Source organism: Elusimicrobiota bacterium, assembly GCA_041658405.1.
Classification (GTDB): Bacteria; Elusimicrobiota; UBA5214; order JBBAAG01; family JBBAAG01; genus JBBAAG01.
Window position 1 is genome coordinate 1 of the sequence record JBBAAG010000060.1, and the last position, 20,250, is coordinate 20,250.

22 protein-coding genes, 1 pseudogene and 1 riboswitch are annotated in these 20,250 nt (G+C 40.7%); of the genes and pseudogenes, 13 read left to right on the forward strand and 10 right to left on the reverse strand.

Features of this window, described 5'->3' with window-relative positions; translation table 11 throughout:
* The 10 genes and pseudogenes from WC955_09840 to WC955_09885 all read right to left on the reverse strand — a co-directional run.
* On the reverse strand, positions 1-207 hold a 207-nt coding region (locus tag WC955_09840; GenBank protein MFA5859357.1), incomplete at its 3' end, for a hypothetical protein.
* A gap of 16 nt (positions 208-223) precedes the next feature.
* On the reverse strand, positions 224-910 hold the full coding sequence (locus WC955_09845) for a PIG-L family deacetylase (GenBank protein MFA5859358.1): 687 nt from the start codon (positions 908-910) through the stop codon (positions 224-226).
* 94 nt (positions 911-1,004) lie between these two features.
* Positions 1,005-1,391 (reverse strand): YraN family protein, encoded by a 387-nt coding sequence (locus tag WC955_09850; protein MFA5859359.1) that lies wholly within the window; start codon positions 1,389-1,391, stop codon positions 1,005-1,007.
* A 75-nt stretch (positions 1,392-1,466) separates the two neighbouring features.
* Positions 1,467-1,934: a 50S ribosomal protein L19 gene (gene rplS, locus WC955_09855; protein MFA5859360.1), complete on the reverse strand. Its 468-nt coding sequence runs from the start codon at positions 1,932-1,934 to the stop codon at positions 1,467-1,469.
* Between the two features lie 33 nt (positions 1,935-1,967).
* Complete coding sequence (gene trmD, locus WC955_09860; GenBank protein ID MFA5859361.1) at positions 1,968-2,660, reverse strand: tRNA (guanosine(37)-N1)-methyltransferase TrmD; 693 nt, start codon at positions 2,658-2,660, stop codon at positions 1,968-1,970.
* Complete coding sequence (gene rimM, locus WC955_09865) at positions 2,650-3,192, reverse strand: ribosome maturation factor RimM (GenBank protein MFA5859362.1); 543 nt, start codon at positions 3,190-3,192, stop codon at positions 2,650-2,652. The genes trmD and rimM overlap by 11 nt, the downstream gene beginning before the upstream one ends.
* Positions 3,189-3,419: a KH domain-containing protein gene (locus WC955_09870; protein ID MFA5859363.1), complete on the reverse strand. Its 231-nt coding sequence runs from the start codon at positions 3,417-3,419 to the stop codon at positions 3,189-3,191. The genes rimM and WC955_09870 overlap by 4 nt, the downstream gene beginning before the upstream one ends.
* A 187-nt stretch (positions 3,420-3,606) precedes the next feature.
* Positions 3,607-3,819 (reverse strand): annotated as a pseudogene (rpsP, locus tag WC955_09875) (30S ribosomal protein S16).
* 167 nt (positions 3,820-3,986) lie between these two features.
* Positions 3,987-5,714 (reverse strand): tetratricopeptide repeat protein, encoded by a 1,728-nt coding sequence (locus tag WC955_09880; protein MFA5859364.1) that lies wholly within the window; start codon positions 5,712-5,714, stop codon positions 3,987-3,989.
* 28 nt (positions 5,715-5,742) lie between these two features.
* Positions 5,743-6,408: a hypothetical protein gene (locus WC955_09885; protein ID MFA5859365.1), complete on the reverse strand. Its 666-nt coding sequence runs from the start codon at positions 6,406-6,408 to the stop codon at positions 5,743-5,745.
* A gap of 102 nt (positions 6,409-6,510) precedes the next feature.
* Positions 6,511-6,620: riboswitch (cyclic di-GMP riboswitch) on the forward strand.
* A 47-nt stretch (positions 6,621-6,667) separates the two neighbouring features.
* Between WC955_09885 and WC955_09890 the strand changes: the two genes are divergently transcribed.
* The 13 genes from WC955_09890 to WC955_09950 form a co-directional block, all read left to right on the forward strand.
* Complete coding sequence (locus WC955_09890) at positions 6,668-6,847, forward strand: hypothetical protein (GenBank protein MFA5859366.1); 180 nt, start codon at positions 6,668-6,670, stop codon at positions 6,845-6,847.
* Positions 6,848-7,033: 186 nt separating this feature from the next.
* Complete coding sequence (gene panD, locus WC955_09895; protein ID MFA5859367.1) at positions 7,034-7,390, forward strand: aspartate 1-decarboxylase; 357 nt, start codon at positions 7,034-7,036, stop codon at positions 7,388-7,390.
* A 125-nt stretch (positions 7,391-7,515) separates the two neighbouring features.
* The gene (locus WC955_09900; protein MFA5859368.1) at positions 7,516-9,180 is read left to right on the forward strand and encodes a glycosyltransferase family 39 protein; all 1,665 of its coding nucleotides are present in this window, start codon (positions 7,516-7,518) and stop codon (positions 9,178-9,180) included.
* Between the two features lie 7 nt (positions 9,181-9,187).
* Positions 9,188-10,324: a glycosyltransferase gene (locus tag WC955_09905; protein ID MFA5859369.1), complete on the forward strand. Its 1,137-nt coding sequence runs from the start codon at positions 9,188-9,190 to the stop codon at positions 10,322-10,324.
* Positions 10,302-10,838 (forward strand): hypothetical protein, encoded by a 537-nt coding sequence (locus WC955_09910; protein MFA5859370.1) that lies wholly within the window; start codon positions 10,302-10,304, stop codon positions 10,836-10,838. The genes WC955_09905 and WC955_09910 overlap by 23 nt, the downstream gene beginning before the upstream one ends.
* Positions 10,835-12,499: a phosphatase PAP2 family protein gene (locus WC955_09915; protein MFA5859371.1), complete on the forward strand. Its 1,665-nt coding sequence runs from the start codon at positions 10,835-10,837 to the stop codon at positions 12,497-12,499. Before WC955_09910 ends, WC955_09915 begins: the two co-directional genes overlap by 4 nt.
* Positions 12,500-12,545: 46 nt before the next feature.
* Complete coding sequence (locus tag WC955_09920; GenBank protein MFA5859372.1) at positions 12,546-13,211, forward strand: HAD family phosphatase; 666 nt, start codon at positions 12,546-12,548, stop codon at positions 13,209-13,211.
* Positions 13,212-13,245: 34 nt separating this feature from the next.
* Positions 13,246-14,676 (forward strand): DUF4139 domain-containing protein, encoded by a 1,431-nt coding sequence (locus WC955_09925; GenBank protein ID MFA5859373.1) that lies wholly within the window; start codon positions 13,246-13,248, stop codon positions 14,674-14,676.
* Positions 14,677-14,692: 16 nt separating this feature from the next.
* Positions 14,693-16,045 (forward strand): B12-binding domain-containing radical SAM protein, encoded by a 1,353-nt coding sequence (locus tag WC955_09930; protein MFA5859374.1) that lies wholly within the window; start codon positions 14,693-14,695, stop codon positions 16,043-16,045.
* 9 nt (positions 16,046-16,054) lie between these two features.
* Positions 16,055-16,687, forward strand: coding sequence for a trimeric intracellular cation channel family protein (locus WC955_09935; protein MFA5859375.1), 633 nt, complete (start codon positions 16,055-16,057; stop codon positions 16,685-16,687).
* A 161-nt stretch (positions 16,688-16,848) separates the two neighbouring features.
* Positions 16,849-18,297, forward strand: coding sequence for a tetratricopeptide repeat protein (locus tag WC955_09940; GenBank protein MFA5859376.1), 1,449 nt, complete (start codon positions 16,849-16,851; stop codon positions 18,295-18,297).
* A gap of 198 nt (positions 18,298-18,495) precedes the next feature.
* Entirely contained in the window at positions 18,496-19,506 is a 1,011-nt protein-coding gene (locus WC955_09945; GenBank protein ID MFA5859377.1) for a hypothetical protein, read from the forward strand.
* Between the two features lie 389 nt (positions 19,507-19,895).
* Positions 19,896-20,250: hypothetical protein (locus tag WC955_09950; protein ID MFA5859378.1), on the forward strand; the 355-nt coding region annotated here is incomplete at its 3' end.

Below are 20,250 nucleotides of genomic sequence, written 5' to 3' on the forward strand. Positions count from 1 at the left end.
TGTACAGGCATACACTTCTTCCCCCGCAATTACGGTTGTAGAATCAATAATCTTTACTTTGATATACCCGAACCTATTACCGTCTTTATAAAACCCAGCTTGTTGATTGAATACCACATGTTCCGCAGAGAATATATCTGCAGGTAACACCGTAAGAAGTGTTATACCGTACAATACTGAAAAAAATATGTTCAACAACTTTGGCACATTAACCTTTTTTGGTTTAGATCTTTGTTGCCATAAAGTTTGACCGTATGAAAGCTTCGCCGTAGTCGCAGTCACCAAGCCAGCCGCGGGCTACTGCCAAACCTTTTACACGTTCAACCACGCTGCCCAGGACATCAAGTTGTGATGTGTTAATGCTCATAGCCTTAACTTTTTTATTAATCGTTTTTGTTATATCCACAATAACGGAAGGATGAGTGATATACTCGCCGCCTTCGTAGTAGTATAGTTCCGGTGCGCGCCAGGGTTTCCCGATGTCGTGCATAAGGTTTTCCGAAGCTTTCCACCATGCTTCGGTGGTTACATCCGAGATTGCACGGTGGTCACGGTGTTTATCCTCAAAATAATGTGTTAAAATCAGTTGCGGTTTGTATTTTCTAATAATCTTCATACACTGATGATAGGTATCCCGGTCGTCACACACGCCCTGGCATGGTTTGTCAAGTATCACGCGTTCCTGGTAACCCAATATTTTTTGTGACCGCGTAAGTTCTTTCTCCCGGATTTTCATGATCTTATCTTTATCCGCAACATTCGCATAGCCTGTCCCTCCGAGGGTGAACAGTACAACCACAACCTTTGCGCCTTGCTCGGTTAACCTAATGATAGTCCCCCCGGGGCCAATAATTTCGTCATCGGGATGCGCGGCAAATACTACACAAGTTTTTACTTTGTCAATGTTCATGATACAACCTTTTCTCCTCTCAACAAAAAATGCCACCTTAACTTTGTATATAAACAATTTTACTATATTTTGTATGACAAAACCTAAAAGTGTTTCAAAAAAAGTATGTTCCCGGGGGAATGGTGAACGCGTTTTTTATGTGTTCAATCCCGCCACCGGGGTGTATGGCAATAACGTCAAACCGGTAGGATATGTTATGGCACTTGGTTTTGTTGATATACGCAACTGCAGCTTTGATTATACGATATTGTTTTAATGAGTTAACAGATTCCTGGGGTAAGCCTTTAGAATTACTTCTCCGCGATTTTATTTCTATGAACACAAGGTATCCGCCGCAGGAATGATCTTTCGCTATGATATCAATCTCGCCGGTTCTAATCCTGAAATTACGTTGTATAACAGTATACCCGATGGAGACAAGGTATTCTACGGCTTTGGATTCACCTAAATTCCCAAACTGTTTTCTTGTATCCCCGCACATAAACCGCGAAGTCTCCCGATTTTAATCTCACCCGAATACGCGTACGAATATATAAATATGACAGAATCAGTTATTTTATTTTTTAGGTTCTTCCGGTTTTTCCGGGACTACCGCCTGTACGGTTGCTGCTTCAACTGGTACAACCGATCTTCCCGTACCTGCCTCTGCAGTTGCAGCGGGTTCTTGTTTTTCAGCTTCGGTACTATTAATTTTTGCCGCACGGCCGACTACATTACGCAGATAATACAGTTTTGCACGGCGCACTTTCCCGTGTTTTATAAGTTCTATTTTATCAATCATCGGGGAAGACAGGTTAAACGTGCGTTCCACGCCAATACCATACGATATTTTGCGGACAGAAAAAGTTTCTTTCATCCCACTGCCCTTACGGCGTATAATAATTCCTTCAAATGGCTGTAACCGCTGTGCATCGCCTTCAATAATTTTTGTCCATACCCGCACGGTATCACCGGCACGGAAGTCCGGAGCGTTTTTCCGTAGATACGATTGTTCGACATGTTTCATAATTTCTGTTGTGTTCATTTTTGTACACCTCTCATTTATTTGTTATTAAACCTATTTAATATTTTTATAACTTTTCTTTTTTAATAATTCAGGCCGGCGGTCATGGGTTAACTCCAAACTAACCTTCTTTCTCCAAGTTTCTATATGCTTATGGTTACCTGACAACAACACTTTTGGTACACTTACCCCCCGCCATTTCCGCGGGCGCGTGTACTGCGGCCAATCAAGTGTTGTATCAGTGAAAGACTCATGAACTACCGACTCTTTATTACTCACCACACCGGGAATCAGGCGGATAATACTATCTGCTACGGCTAATGCCGCGGATTCCCCGCCGGAAAGGATATAGTCACCCACTGAAATTTCGTGGGTAACATACTTTCTTATCCTATCATCAATACCTTCATAATGCCCGCAGATAAGAACTACCTGATTTTTTTGTGTAAACATCCGGGCATGGTGTTGAGTATAAACTTCACCCTGCGGGGTTAGGAGAACAACAGCGGTATCTTTATTTTTACGTACTGCCTTTAATGCTTTATATACCGGTTCAGCTATCATTACCATCCCGGGCCCTCCGCCAAACGGCCTGTCATCACAGGTTTTATGCCTACCCTTGGCGTACTGCCGGATATTTACAACGTTGAGTTCCACCTTGCGGTGTTCTACCGCACGGTTAATAATACTTACCTTAAGCGGGCTGTCAAAGAACATTGGAAACAGTGTTAATATATCAATCCTCATTTGATTCCGTAGCTTCTATTAACCCGAAGCCGGGATTGACAATAATTGTTTCCTTATTTATCTCCAGTACCACCTTTTTCAGTGCCGGTACTAACACTTCTTTTTTATCATTACGCACAACAAACACGTCATTTCCCGGGGTGGGTATCACTCTCTCAAGCTTACCCAAAACCTTTCCATCCAACGTACGTACTTCCAAACCTTTAATTTCATTTATGTAATATACGTTTTCCGGTAGTTTGAACCGTTCAGTCCAAATCGTTAACGACCTCAACGCCTCAGCGTCATCCCGGGTATTTATCCCCAAGAATTTTAGTACCATATAGTTACCGGAAGGAACTAAGGTTTCTACGGAATATTTTGTAGAATCGCCAGTAGTTGAACCGATAAACAATTCTGTTAACTTCTTCTTCGGTAACGGCAACAGTAGTGACGCTACTACTTCGCCTTTAATACCCCTGGGTTTGAGTATAACCCCAACCCGGACAAACTTAATTTCTTTATTATTATTATCAGTGTTACTGCTTATCACTCAACCAACTCTACGCTTACCCGTTTCCCATCTTTCGCTGCTGCTGCGTTAACTATGGTGCGGATAGACTTTATTATCCGTCCTTCTTTTCCAATAACCTTACCGCGATCACCGGGTTCAACTTTGATTTCAACGATCTGCGTTTTTTCACCCGTGATTTCGTTTATTTCAACGTTATTCGGGTTGTCTACCAGTTCTTTTACGATGTACAATACCAATTCCTTCATTTTCTCATCCTCCTGCTAACCATTTACCAAAAGTCCCATTTTTGTATTTTACTAAATAAACGATTTTTTGTTATGCATTACTTGTCGATGCAGGCGGTTCAGGTGTAACTACTACCGGTTTTTCCGGTACAGGAACCGCGGCAGGCGCATCAACCGTTTTCTGCTGTTGTTTCTTCCACTTTTTTACAACTGAATACGCTGTCTGTGATAACTGCGCGCCCTTGGAAACCCAGAGGTCAAGTTTTGCGGTATCAATCTGCCCGCTTTTTTTGCGTGGATCATAAAATCCAATAACGTCAATCGATTTTCCATCACGTTTTTTTCTGCCGTCAATTACGACCAGCCGATAGAACGGTTTTTTTGGCGCCCCATAGCGTTGGAACCGAATTTTTACTACCATAATTTAACTTTTAAAATACCTCCATACCTATTCATTTGGGATAAAAAAAGTATTCACCACATAACACGGTTTATTGCTATCCCGCGTAGCGGTGTAACTTTAAAGCCCCTGAAAACTTAGTGGATATATTACATATATACACATTTATTGTCAATATCATTATTTTTTCAGGTTAAACTAATAAACTTCTCAACCGCAATCTTCCTGGAAACAAGAAGATGTACCAGTTTTAATACGCGCATTGGTTCAGCTCCTGCGTTTTTAAGTAACACTATTGACTCAATCGCATTGAAGTCCAGCCCTACAAGCGATACTGTATCTGACAACCCGACTTTTTCGGTGATACACTCAACCTGGCTTTCATATGGCAGGTGTTTCACTATTTTATACAAAAACTCTACATAAACTGCCAATAATTTTGCGCGCATAGACGAGTTTGTATCATCCTTAGCGGGAATACATACCGCCATTGCGTCGTCAAACCGCATAGTCATCAATAATGTTTCCACCAAATTTTCATATGCAACCTCATCCTTTGGTTCAAGCTCGATTGCTTTACGGTAATTTTCAACGGCAATACTGTACTGCTGCAGTTTGCAGTAGGCATTTCCGCGGTTGGTATACGCCGCGGCATTCCCCGGCGATAATACCAGTGCGTGATCATAATCCTGTATTGCCTCATCATATTTATTCATCAAAAACCGCGCGTTACCCCGGTTGGTATACGCACTAACATTTTTGTCTTCCAACTCCAGTACCTGTGTATAATCCTCAATCGCGCGTTCATACTCTTTCATCCGCATATACGCGTTCCCGCGGTTGAAGTACGCTTCCGCAAGTTTTGGGTTATTCTTTATCACTAATCCCAGGATTTTTGTGGCAGTTAGATAATTCCCCGCGATATATTCCTGATACGCATTACTGAACAGAGTTGTTACCTCCACTTTTTTTGCGGGTTTATCAAACTTACTTACGGGATTAACCCATGCCTCGTTGCGTTCCTTATTTTTTTTTACGTCAACAATAAGTTTTGTCCAAAAATCGTGGGGGTTCATCTCGCCGATACGTTCAAAGGTAGCCCATTCTTTACGGTCAAGCCGTATCCTTGCGACAATACCTTCAAGCCAGCTGTAAAGCTGGTGCCCGATCTCAGAAATTTCGTATAACGCCGTGGTCTCTGATATCCCCTTTAAACTCCGCGCATCACGCTGGCGGTATGCTAGCCCAAGGTTTTGTTTTTCAGTCCAGTACTTCACGGTGTTTGATACATAAATTTTGGTATATTCCCCTGTACGTGATTCTGTTTCAATCCGTTTAGCAAGATTAATCGCGTACCCGACAGAAGTTTGAGGGACACTGGCTCTGCCATTAAAATTTTTGTTATCATAAAGAAATACCGGCCCCTGGTTTATCCCAACGGCAACATCCCGCGGGAAAAGCCCTTGTTTCATACGTTGACGGTTATAGTCCGTGAATCTCCAAAGAATTTTTATAGCAGTACCGTATAGAATAGCATTCCTTACGTCGTTACATACATTAGCCTCGAATCCTTCATCCAACTCCTGGGTATGAAGTTTTAAACACGCTTCATCGCCTTGCATTGCAATCTCCACCCCAGCGGCGGTACTATTTTTTTTGTCTAGGTTTAACAAATCATAAACCGTCCCGGCGCAACAGTGAAACTGATGAATTATATACGCATAATCTTCAATTGATGAATTATTGGATATTTCGGAACACATAACAATGTCAGCAAACAAAATTGTCCCATAAAAACTTTTCCCGGAAAACAATGTATTTTCATCCGCGCGGATGATATCAGACGGCGTAATTGTTTTATTACTGACTTTACGCAACCGCTTCGCAGCGGGTAAGTGTTTGTTCTGAAGTGTCATTTGGGTTTACAAATTATTATATATGAAATCACATCGGCGGGAGAAGTTTTATTAAGTACTTCAACACAACCGCAGAGATTATTGGCAACAAAAAATTGTCAAACGGTTTGGGGAACGGAAAAAGTTCAATCAACGTAGCCGCCGCAGCGCCTAAAAACGCGACACGGTAATCAAAAAACAATAATCCAAACGCCAGGCATACAATAAAACACGCGAGGCTTCCTTCAACCGACTTTTTGCCGATACGTATTCTCCCGTAGTTCATCCCAACAATTGCAGCCATTGCGTCGCCAAAAACCTGGAACCACAGCGCTGCGAGTATCAACGGCGTATTTTTGAATAACAACATTGTTAGCAACGCTCCGGAGAATGTGTAGGTTAACCCTGATGGCTGACGGACTTCATTACGGCGCCACTGGCCTTTAAGTAATCCTAACACAAAACGGTTTACCGCAGGATTGGTCAGCCGTAAAAATTCTACTATCAATATTGCCGCAAGAATCGAGCCCATGACGCTGATCACAATATTTCGCGGTATTATAGCATAGGCTAAGATATAGACCACACCGAGTAAATGCACGAGTTTACGGTTAATTTCCTGGGTATCGGCCGTATTGATTTTCGGCAGGCTGTTCAATAAACTTTTTAACCTATCTTCCTTAACCGCACTATTTTTGTTGTCATTAATTTCCATAGTTTTATAATAACACATCGTGAAGATAAATGTCAATAATCAAAAACTTGACTTTTCAAAGATTCTTGGCTATTAATATGAACAGGTATACGCGATGTTTATTATCGACAAAGGCAAACCCTAGCGAAAGCAGGGGGCTGCAAAACCGGTTGGGACTAAGTTGTTAGGTTATACGGAAACGTTCCTGACAATATGTTTGCCAGGTTGCCGACAAGAGTGAAAGGAAGCTTGTGCCAACACAGGTATTTGTTACATTACTATGGACGAAAAAGAGATCAGGGAAATCACTGATAAATATCAAACAAAAGACATCGCGTACTTCGTTGTGGCTACTGGCACAGACAATTCAGATGTAGCATACTCTTATGCACATGAAATAAATAACGAGCACTTACGCGAAAGAGCCGTTAAAATCATCGAAGAAAAATTTATTAAATAATGTTTGATTAATAAGGTAGAGTCAGGGTACTGATTCATGGCCATTAAATACAAATAATAGGCTACACAGTTCATCCTGCTCTACCTTTTTTTTACTCTCTCCTTTAGTTGTAACCCCATACAAAAATATGTTATAATTAACTGTACTTTTTGTGAAAATATAGAAACAGGAGTTAAAAGAATTAAGATGTACAGGATAATGTTGAAATCAAAAATACATAGAGCAACCGTTACAGGTACGGTACTGGAATATGAAGGAAGTATTGCCATAGATCCGTTGTTATTAACACAAAGCGGTATTCTACCAAATGAACAGGTGCATGTATTAAACCTCAACACCGGCGGGCGTATAGAAACGTATGTTATTAAAGGAAAAGCGGGTACCGGCGAGATATGCCTCAACGGCCCCGCAGCACGCAGCGCGCAACCCGGAGACAAAATTATTATACTTAGCTACGCGTTAGTATCTGATGATGAAGCGCATAAACATAAACCTGTTATATTAGTAGTTAATAATAAGAACAAGGTTATCAGGAAGAAATAGATAACACTGAGGAGCGTATCAACACCGATAAACGCGTATACAAGCATAAAATACACCTTAATTTTAAGTTTAACCTCGCTTTTCCACTGGAACTCATCATTTTTATTCCATTACTCTGGATTTGTATGTACTTTCTGGTATACCCCGCGGTTATTGAGGAAAGCGCAACTTATGATGAAACTATACATATAACCGCAGGATATTCATACTGGCATACCGGTATTTTGAGGTTAAACATATACGACCACCCGCCGTTCGGCGAGATGATCACAACTTTACCGTTGAAACTCATAACCCCGCAGCCTGGTTTTCCGGAAGATAGTTACGCATGGATAAACAAAATGCAGTATACGGTATCCGACGAGTTTGTGTATAAAAACACTCTACCGGCAGAAAATATACTTTTCCCCACCCGTATGGCAGTAGTCGGGTTAAGCGCCTTACTTGCGACAATACTTGTCCTATGGTCAAGCCAACTATACGGCACGTATGCCGGTATTTTAGCTGGTACGCTATACCTTTTTTGCCCAAATATGCTTACCCACGGGCATTTAGTAACAACTGACCTGCCGGGTACACTGTTTTTTGTATCAACATTTTACTTTTTATACTTATACTACCGCCGGCAAACGAATATTAGTGCAGGATTAACCGGGATAATGGCAGGGTTGGCATTAGCGTCTAAGTTTTCAAATATTATTATCTTCCCTGCACTGTTCATACTCTTACTATTCTTTCCCCCCCGTAGTAACGCGGCTGACGTGAAACCAAAGATTTTCTGGCATATACTTTTATTCACAATATTTACAGGGTTAACAATCTCAGTGTGCTACGGTTTTACTCAAACCCAGCTATATATTGACGGCCTTACCCGTGTATTCAGTGATATTTCTTCAAGAGGGCGTTCATCCTTCCTTGCAGGGCAGTACTCCACTGCCGGGTGGTGGTACTATTTCCTGCTAGCATTTTTTTGGAAGACACCTATACCTGTGATGATACTCTTAATTTACAGAATTGTTACGTTGTTTACCCAAAAACCGCGGGGTATACATTACCGTGAAGAATGGCTTATCCTGATCCCGTTACTGCTATTCACCGCAAGCGCGTTAACTCAAAAACTTAATATTGGCATACGGCATATTTTACCGGCCTATCCTCTATTATACCTCTGGGTTTCAGGAATATTAATGCATGACAACCCGCGGGGGGATAAACCGGACACAAGACATTTGCTGGTAATACTACCTTTACTCGCGTGGATGATATTCTCGACGGTAAACATACGGCCGTACTATATAACGTATTTTAATGAACTCGTTGGCGGGCCAAAGAACGGGTATAAATACCTTGTAGACTCAAACCTTGACTGGGGCCAGGATCTTAAACGTTTAAGCGTGTACCTTAAAACACAAAATGTTGATGACATATACCTTTCTTACTTTGGCACCGCGAATCCCGGGTATTATGGAATAAAGTATGTTAATACCGGTTTTGTATCCTCACTTGACCGCCCGCATACGTCGGTAAACCTTCCAAACGGTAAGAAGGAACTCGTTGCAATCTCAGCAACAAATTTGCAAGCAGTGTACTTCGCTGATAAGGAATTATATGCATGGGCAAAAAAAATTGTGCCGTTAACTGTTGTAGGAAATACAATTTTTGTATATGATATAACGCGTAGCGTTGAAGCGCACAGATGGCTTGTGCAAATGTTTAATACCGTCGGTGATACGCAGCGCGCAGCACGGGAATACACCCGCCTGCGCGAGCTTGGACAGATGAAAGGATAACAGTTATATGGAAAATACCAAGAAAAAAGTGTTAATACTGACAGCCAGTTACGGCAGCGGGCATAATGCCGCAGCAAAGGGTTTACTCAAAGCATTTGGCGACGTTTTCCCGAATGAGATTGACGCTGAAATCATTGACCTCACAAAAGTAGGTAACCCCAAAGCTACAAAACTATGGATGTCTTTATACGAGACAGCAATGCTCAGATATATACGCTTATGGGACTCTCTCCTGCATTTTACTGATACTTTCCAGGGCGCTACACGGTTTTTTGATATGATCTCACACGCATCGTATGGTGATATGGAAGAAGTATTAGAACAAAAAAAACCTGATATCTTTGTGTCAGTCCATCCATACTGGACACCGTTTATTACTAAGTACAACGCTAAGTACGGGAAAGAACACAGGCTTATTGAAATCGTTACTGATTCCATAGCAGTCCACTGTTCGTGGTATCTTCAGATGCCGGATTTTTATATCGTCCCGAATGAAGAAACTAAGGAAGTAATGATAAAAAAAGATGTCCCGGATAATATTATCCGCACCTACGGCTTCCCTGTAAATACGTTACTGGGCAAACCCGTCGACAAAATAAAGATGCTGGCTGACCTTGGCTTACAAGCCGAACGCACAACGTTTATGGTAAACTTCGGCCTTGGGGAGATAGGAAATATCCGTAAATTATTTGAGTTTATTGTCACACAGAAAGACAAAAAAGTGCAGGTAATCGCTATCTGCGGAAAACGCGATGATATATACAAACAACTTTCCGCACGGAAGTACGATATCCCGGTAAAAATAATCGGGTGGACCGATAAAATGTACGATTTCCTGCGTCTAAGCGATATTGTGATCTCAAAATCCGGCGGTGCGATTGTTATGGAAAGCATTGCCGCGGGGAAACCTATCCTTAACCCCGAGTTCAGCCCGTATCAGGAACAGGGTAACAGTGCGTTATTACTAAAATACAACGCCGGATATCTTCAGCCTAATATAAACAAAATGTTAGCTTTCGTAAAAGAAATCGTGGATAACCCGGCAAAAGCTGTAGCGTTGCAGAACGGTGCAAAAAAGTTGTCAAACCCCTTTGCTGCGGAAAACATTGCAAAGTTTGTGTATGAACTCCTCTCCACCCGCTAATCCCGCAGGGCTTGAGTTTGAGAAAGGGTTAGCACACGCTTATTTCCGGTGGGATAATTTTGTATGGAATGAAGCTCTGGGTATACTACTGAACTACCGCAACGATACTTTGCTTGTAAGCTACAAAATCAAACGTACTGTACTCCAAAACATAAGGTTTTTACATGAACTTGCGCATACCTCACCTGCGGGACACATTATTACCGACCTTTACCAAAACGCAATGCGCCGTGCGGATGAAAAACGTTACTCCGACGCTATTATACGCCTGAACCGCATAAATTCGGTACTAACATCCTCATTCAAAACAGCGGTGAACGAAAAAACAGGAGAAATCACAAATCTTTGCGCTAACAATATCCTTATTTCCGGAAATAAAACGGGGGATAAACACAGGTTTGAAGTTATCCAAAGAAAAGTTTTGGGCTTATGCCGTGAAAATGTCCCTGAATTTGACAAACTCCGCGAGTATTCACGGTTTCCGGAATTAAACGGTAAGACTTTGTTTAAATGAAAAAAACACTTATTTGTTGCTTATACATGATAGCCTCGATTTTTAGTATTACACAAAGTTATGCATGGGATATTGCAGCGGAGAATCTTTTTTTTGTACAGGAAAACGAGGGGATAAATAAACACGTTATCCCGAAGGTACCGGTTCAACCCGCGCAAACACAGCTTAAATGGTACGACTACTGGCTTTTACCCGGGCTAACATTCAGTAATTTACCGCAGCAATTGTCATCACACGGATTTGCGTTGTCTACATTAACAACCGCAGCGCTTATGCGCAATAACAAAACGGTATTTAACACGTTTGATCTCAATCTGCGGAATGATACAATCACCGCTGTAAGCCCGTATATAACATTCCTTGGTGACGGATGGTTCCACCTGGGTTTAGCGTCAGGGTTATACACTTTAGGAATGGTTACGGGTAATGACCGCGAAAAACTTACCGCGAGGATGATGACAGAAGCAATACTATTGTCAGGTATACAAGTAAATGAGTTAAAGATTATAACAGGATACAACCGCCCGTTTCAGCCTGTACACATGGGAATTGACGATACGTACCCGTTCAGAAATGACTCATTTCCATCGGGGCATACGAGTAACATATTTTCTGTAGCGACGGTACTATCCGAAGTGTACGGCACACCGTGGCTGTACTACACAATTGCTGTATTAACAGGTATCAGCAGGATGTACCAGCACTCACACTGGCCGGCGGATGTTGTTGCCGGCGCGGTACTCGGCCACGCAGCGGGACGGCATGTATTGCAGTCTCACGGGATAAAACCTGGTGAAAACACTGTTCTCGACGGATGGAATTTCCGGTCACGGTGGGAAGCCGGGACATCACAGTCTTACACTTCAGGCTCGGCTTGTTTTGAAGCAAAACAAAAATACGGGTTTGGGACCGCAAATTTTTGTTCTATATTTACCAAAACATGGGGTGATAGTTTAGATACTGAAATATACTTTGCGTATGGTAAAACAATAGATCCTGACCAGGGTAAAGAACGGTATCTTACACTACTAGAACCTTACTTGAACAACGATATGTTTGTTTCAAGTATAAAGCTGGAACACAAAACATCCGACGATATTGTTACGGGAGTCAAGGTTGCGGTGAATGATATTGAGTATGAACCCCACGAAATGGTTTATCAGCAGGTAATTAACAACATTGTTTTTGAACCCTTTTGTACAATTTATAAAACATCACCGGTTAATTTACAACTAAGCGCTTTTTATAATTATGACGACGATTTGGCGTGGAGAAATAAAACAGCGGGTGGTGCAAGAATTGCTGCAACGTATAACAAAAACAGGGTATATGCCAACCTAAGCGGCAGTGTATTATATTATAATATTGACACTGACTGGCTAAGTAATCCTTTTTGGAAAATAGGATACGATTTAGCTGGCAGAGCGGACTACAACTTCCCAACGGGTACTGTTTTAGGTGCGAAAGGAAAGTATGCGGTAAGTTATGATTATGATTCGTTTAATACAGTCCTGGAGTTGAAACAACACATTTCTGATAGTCTCTCCATAAAATTATCCCATCAAGTTCTATACTATAATTATAAAGGCATAATCGCAGCAATATACATCCCTTCTCAAACTTTTAACACCACAGCGTTAACTTTCATCTTCGAGTTTTAAACAAAACAATCTCTTATACTCTGATTATGTGCTATAATATATAATTATGGCAACATTTAAGGAAATAAAACCGCGGATATCCGCCGTTGTATTTGACGTCGATAATGTATTGGTAATGAGCGAACACCTACACTACGAATCATGGTGCCGCGTATTCGCGAAACATGGCTTGAAAGACGAAACGAAAACCGGTGATCTTTATCCCGGGATCGGTATACCTGATATGGACTACCTAAAAATGACATTCCCGTCGTTAAAACCAAAAGAACTGGTAAACATTATGCACGAAAAATGGGATGCGTATCTGGATATAATAAAAGAAAAAATCAAGCCGGACAGCAGAACCAACGCTATCCTTGACAACCTAAAACTGCGGTATAAACTCTGTGCTGCCTCGTCGACAAACCGTGACGCCGTGGAACTCGTACTGACTTCAACCGGGATACTGCAAAAACTTGAGTTTATGCTCGGGAAAGAGGATGTAAAAAAACATAAACCCGAACCGGATGTGTACTTATTAGCATCCAAAAAACTCGGGCTACCACCGTATAAATGCGTTGCAGTTGAAGACTCTCTTGCGGGTGTGGAATCCGCGAAAACCGCAGGGATGTACTGTATCGCAATCACCACAAGTTTTCCCAGGAAACGGTTAGAGACAGCCCGCGCGGATATTGTCATTGACAAGTTTGAAGAACTAAAGCAGTTATTGTAGTATATTCTCAATAATATCGGAGGATCTTTTATCGATGAAAAACAGTATTTATTCATTATTTACCGTCGTGTTCTCAGTTATTTTTGTTATATCACCTTCCTACGCCGGTAATACGCTCATCAGTACATTGAATGACCAGGCGGAGGTCTCGGTTACGGTATACAATTCCAACCTCGGATTAGTAAAAGACCTTCGTAAGCTCAACCTACCGGTTGGTACCGGTGAACTACGTTTTTCAGACGTAGCCTCAGGTATTATGCCTGTAACTGTGAGAGCAAAATCGTTGAACCTGCCAACTGACTTCAATGTTATTGAACAAAACTTTGAGTACGACCTTATCAATTCAAAGAAGTTGTTGGATAAATATATAGGTAAAAAGATTAAGATCATCACATGGAACGAGTTTCAGGATAGAAAAACTGTTACTGAAGCCGAACTATTGAGTAACAACGACGGGCCGATATACAAAATTAATGACGAAATATATCTTGGTTATCCCGGGTATAAGGTAGTCCCGGATTTACCCGAAAACTTTGTTGCAAAACCAACACTTATGTGGTTATACAACAACAAAACGGCTTCTATCCATAATATTGAAGTATCATACCTTACCTCGGGGATTTCGTGGAAGGCGGATTATGTACTTACACTAAATAAAGACGATACTTCAGCTGATCTTGCAGGCTGGGTTACCGTCGATAACCGCAGCGGTGCGATGTACAAAGACGCAACACTGAAACTTGTTGCCGGGGAAGTTAACCGCGTAAATGACAATGATCGCGATATGGTAGCGTTTGCTGGTTATTCGAAGATGAAAGCCGCCAGTATGCCAGCTCCGCAGTTTGAAGAAAAAGAGTTTTTTGAGTATCACATATACGACCTCCAGAGGAAGACTACCATAAAGAATAACCAAACAAAACAGGTAAGTTTACTTGAAGCTATGGATGTCGGCACAAAAAAAGAATACCTTACCTATGGCCAGCGGTACTACCGCGGTTATCATAACGATGACACACAAAAACAACCGGTTAATGTTTACGTAAGTTTAAAGAATAATAAAGAGTCAAACCTCGGAATGCCGTTACCCGCCGGGACAGTTAGGTTGTACAAGAAAGACTCTGCCGGAAGTTTACAGTTTGTTGGTGAGGACAGTATTAAGCATACACCAAAAGATGAGGATGTGAGATTAAGGGTGGGTGAAGCGTTTGATATCGTATGTGAACGCAAACTAGTTGACTATAAAGAAATCTCATCCCGCCAGCATGAGTACGAATGGGAAGTAACTATCCGTAACCGCAAAGAAAACACTGATATCAATGTTGGCATAATAGAACCCGTATACGGCACATGGGAGATCATTAGCAAGTCTCATCCGTTCAAAAAACATGATGCGTTTACGTTACGGTTTGACGTTGTTGTAACTAAAGAAACCAAACTACGGTACCGTGTAAGAGTAGGGCTATAAGGAGCGAATGTTTCACGTGAAACAATTGAATGTTTTACTGGTGAACCCGTGGATATACGACTTCACGGCATACGATCTCTGGGCGAAACCGTTGGGGTTATTGTACATCGCAGGAATACTCCAGAAGTACGGGTATAATGTTACACTTATAGACTGTATGGACCGCCACCATCCCGGGATGAAAGCTGTAGAGGGTTACACTCCGAAATCCGAAGATAACGGTTGCGGGCAGTACTATACTGTGGAAGTAAATAAACCTGCAACCCTGGCACAGATACCCAGAAAGTATCACCGTATTGGGATGCCGGAGAACGTGTTTGTATCAGCCTTATCCTCTGTTTCGACCCCCGATATTATCCTTGTTACCAGCGGGATGACGTATTGGTACCAGGGAGTTAAAGAAACTGTTGAGGTCCTCAAGAAAATGTATCCCGGTAAAACTATTATCATCGGTGGTACTTACGCGACTTTGTGTTATAACCATGCAGTAGCAAACCTGGAATCCGGTATGGTAAAAGTATATAAAGGCGGTGACCTCGCGGAACTTATAAAAATAGTGCATATCGTAAACGATATTGAACCCCCGATGGATGCTGAAAATTATACTGACTTCCGTAACTACCCTGCGCCGTGGTATGATGCGTATATGGACCCGTTATTATACATCGCATACAGAACGTCTATTGGCTGTATTAACCGCTGTACGTACTGCGGTGTCAACCAGCTTGCGAAAGTTCCAAGGATAAAAGCTTATAAAACCGTGGTGGATGAACTCCGGCAGGTGTTATACAAACGCCAGGTTAGGAACGTAGCGTTCTACGATGACGCGTTGTTCCAGTCCGCAAATCGTGCGGAAGAATTTTTGTCGGAACTCGTACTTGCGAAACTTGACGGATATAAATACCACACACCAAACGGCCTTGCACCGAGGATGATAACAAAATCCGTAGCGTTGCTTATGAAACGCGTAGGGTTTATTCGGCCAAGGCTAAGTTTTGAGTCATCAAATCCGATCACACAAAAAAACAGCGGGGATAAAATCAATAATTTTGATTTTGAGAACGCAGTACAAAACCTCATCACTGCGGGATATCCTATGCAGGATATCGGAGTATATGTACTAGCCGGGCTCCCGTATGAAGGATTTGATGATGTAAAAAGAACTATTCAGTATATCGGCAAAATGGGGATTGAACCGATATTGGTAGAGTATTCACCGATACCGGGAACACCTGACTGGGCGCAATGCGGCTTCCCGCCGAACACTGATCCTGTATGGCACAACAATACTGCATACCATTTCCTGCGGGTTGATATGGGTACAAGGTTGCAAGAACTCAAAGACCTAGCTCATTCGTTTTGGAGGTAAAAAAATACAATGTTTACGTTTGATAATTTATTAATAATCCTCGAACTACTGGGTATTGCAGCGTTCGCGGTTACCGGCGCAATGAAAGCTGTGGAGAAAGAAATGGACATCTTCGGTGTTATAGTATTGGCGATCATCACTGCGTTAGGTGGCGGCTTTATTCGCGACATTCTAATGAACCGTCTTCCGGTAAGCTTAAACTCACCGTCATACTTCGCTGCTGCACTCGCTGGCGGCCTTGTTGCTATCCCGGCAATACAGTTGGTACATAAGTACTTCTTATGGATAAACGTATTTGATGCGATTGGGCTCGCCCTTTTTTCAATTACAGGCGCAGTAGCTGCGATGAATGCGGGATTAAACTTTATCTCCGTACTTTTACTGGGAACAATGTCCGGTATTGGTGGAGGCGTATTACGTGATGTTCTCGCGAATGACGTGCCTCTGGTGTTCCGTAAAGAAATTTATGCGCTCGCTTCAATTACCGGAATCGTTGGGATGTGGTTACTTGCGCGGATTGCGATGTTACGGTTCTCGGTCTGCGTTATGATTGGTATTGCAATAGTTTTAGCCGTTCGGTTATGGGCGGTATACTACAACATTAGTTTACCGAATATTAGGGTTAAGTCAACAGAGAAGTAAGGATTCGTACAGTAATTGTTTCACGTGAAACATTGCGGGGATTAGAGTGGTGGCGCGGGGCACGGCGATGCTCGCTCCATAATTCCGACGCAACGTCGGAATTAAAATCCGCTCGCATAATCCGTCCCCCGCGCGATAAAATATAATTGGAGTAGGAAGAAATGTTGACTGGATTTTGGATAAGGCTGCTTTCAGATATAATTGACATTATCATTTTGTGGATAGTGAGTGCAATAATTGCGTATGTGTTTAAATTACTACGAGTTCCCTTTTTAGCAGAGCCAAACACAGTATTGTTGATAACAGTATTTCTGTATATTGGAATACTAAACAGTAAGGTGGGGCAGGGGCAAAGCATTGCCAAACGATTACTTAATATACAAGTTGTGAAGTTAGATGGCACTTTGTTGTCACTTCCGATGTCGTTTTTGAGAAGTTTAGTCTTGATGATGACCTTTTTCTTAAACATAATAATAACCTCAACGTTAGGAATCCTATGTCTTGAATGGACACATTTATTGTTTATAGGAACTCTTATCGTTTTTATATTTTTTTCGGTGGGATACATTTTCCTTATTTCGTTTCATCCAGCGAAAAGAGGGCTTCATGACCTTATTACCGGCACAATTGTTATTAGAAAAGGGACTTATCAAGAAAGCTTGGTAGAGAAAAACAAACAAGCAAAAAGTTTGATATTTGTTTTGTATTTTGCAATAGTATCTCTACTCTTTTGTGGTTACAAATTATATTCGAATACTGCTGTGAAAACGCTTAAATCGTTTCCAACCACCGAGATCTCGCGTGAGTTGAATAATAGCCTCTTCCTGAAAGATGCGAAAGTAATGATTAAGATACATAACTCAAAACAGCTGACTATAGACGTGATGGTTCCAAGCGATATATACAACGATGATAAACAAATTGCAAACCAAATGGTTGCGATTAAAAAAATTATTAATGAAAAGTTTCCTGATGTCCGTATAGAAAATTATCAAATATCTGAGAGTGCCAGCGTTGGTATAATAAAAGGTACACGAACAAAAGTTTTTAATTTTGGATTACATAACAAAAGTGACGAAGCAAAGCAATTTATTGACTTAGCTGTAAAAAATAAACAAGAAGGAAAGTGTAAGGATGCAATAGGATATTATACTAAAACTTTAGAGATTTTTGAGAAAACCAAAAACAAACATGGTATTGCAGCATGTTACGGCAATATCGGAATTATGTATCTTGAATTACAAAAATATCGTGAAGCAATTAAGTATTGCGAAAAAGCATTGAAACAGTACGAATCAGTTGAGGACAAAATAAATGCCGGAGCAAATCTGGTTAATATCGCAGTTGCGTATTCTTATCTAAACGAGTACTTTAAAGCAAAACAATTTTATGAACAGTCATTGGATATCTACAGAGAAATTGGGCAGAAAAAGGAGATAAGCAGAATTCTTTTGAACCTAGGGATTCTATATTATAGTCACAATGAATGGCATAGGGCATTGAAATGCTTAAATGAATCGCTTGAGTTGAAAAAAGAGATTGGTGATTCAACAGAAATTGTTGGAGAATATATTAGTAAAGCCAGTGAAAAAATACAAGGGAAATACTAATGTGTGAGTTTGCATCCCAATTTGACCCGTCTTTTACATCGAATTATGACCCAGGGGTATATATAATTATAGCGTCGGATAGTTCAAATACACGCAGAGTCAATATTGGATGAAAAGGGTGGGGCAAAGTAGGATGCTAAATTGCAGTCCATATAATGGAAACTATAAAGAAATAAAAATGTTCAGAACAGATTTATTATGAAATTCAACAAGCTAATTATAATAGTGATATCAACAATGACCATGTTATACAGTTGTGCTTTACACCAAACTGAAACCACAATAATACAAGTAAGAGATAATAAAATAGGAACAGAAACAAAAACGTTTTATAATAACAATAAAAAGATTGCTGAAATAGTTACAAATTATTGTTCTAATGCAGTAATCAAAATAGAAGGCAGAATTCCCAACGGAACAGTGAAAGAATATTATGCTGATACAGGGAAATTAAAGGCAATCTGGAAATATAAAAACATGAACCTTGATGGACTATCGAAAATATATTGGGAGAACGGACAATTGGGAACAGAAGAAAATTATAAAGCCGGCAAACTAGAAGGCATAACAAAACGGTATTTAGCTACTGGACAATTACAAGCAGTTTACAATTACATAGATGGACAGATGGAAGGAAAACAGAAAGAATATCACGAGAACGGACGGTTACATGAGGAAGGAAATCGCAAACATGGTGATAGCGAAGGTATAACGAAATATTATTACGATACAGGTCAGTTGCGTTGGGAAATAAACTACGTAGCCGGTTTTATGAAAGGTATATCGAAATCATATTATGATACGAGCGAGTTGGAATCTGAATGCAATTATGCAGATGGTGAAACAATACATATTAGTAAAACATATTTTAAGTCGGGACAACTGAAATTAGAAGAGAAACTTGTTCATGGCAGGTATGGCTTGCCTGTTAAAGAAGGAATTACAAAAGAATACTACGAAACCGGACAATTAAAGGAAGAACGTAATTACAAAGATGGCAGGCTGGATGGTATATTTAAAACATATTACACAACCGGCAAACTGAAATCAGAAGGTAATAATAAATATAGCCATGGCATGCGTGAAGGAATAACAAAAGAATATTACGAAACCGGACAGTTGAAAGAAGAAAGCAATTACCAAGAAGGCAAGTTGATTAACAAACGAACATACGACACCACTGGCAATTTTTTGGAAGAAACAAAATAAATTTTGTAAAATATAAAACAACACAACGAAAACAGGATTCGGTTACACAGACATTTAGGCATATTGGGATAGAACTAGGAACGCTACTTCAATACTTTCAGTATTTGCTGATTAAAGAGGTGACAAATGCGGCAGAGAGATAGACGTGTGTGAGTTTGCATCCCAATTTGACCCGTCTTTTACATCGAATTATGACCCGGGGGTATATATAATTATAGCGTCGGATAGTTCAAATACATGCAGAGTCAATATTGGATGAAAAGGGTGGGTCAAAGTAGTATGCTAAATTGCAACAAATATTATTATATCTGCTATTAATATAAACCATAGATTCAAAATACTTCACTGAATCGTTGTACCACAGGAATCTCGGAAGCAGGTAAGGTTTTGTGATAAAGCCAGAATGCCATAATGCTGTTGTACGGGAAGACATTAAACAAAAACATACTACTGAAATCTGTAATTTATTTTTTAGATATTACTTGAAATTGAAGAAGGGAGTTGTAGAGATGAGTACTAAAGAAAGTAAACACAAAATCTGGTGGTTACTGATAATATTAATTTTGTGTATTACACAATTTGTTACGGCTGAAGAAAAATTAAAAGGGAATATACCCTCTCATTTAACGAATATAAGATTAGAAAATATCCGACCTATTACCCCGGAAGGGGAGTCGTGGGGACAATCTTCTTGGTCGCCTGATAGCAAGAAAATATATTTAGCACATCCCACGAATATTCGAG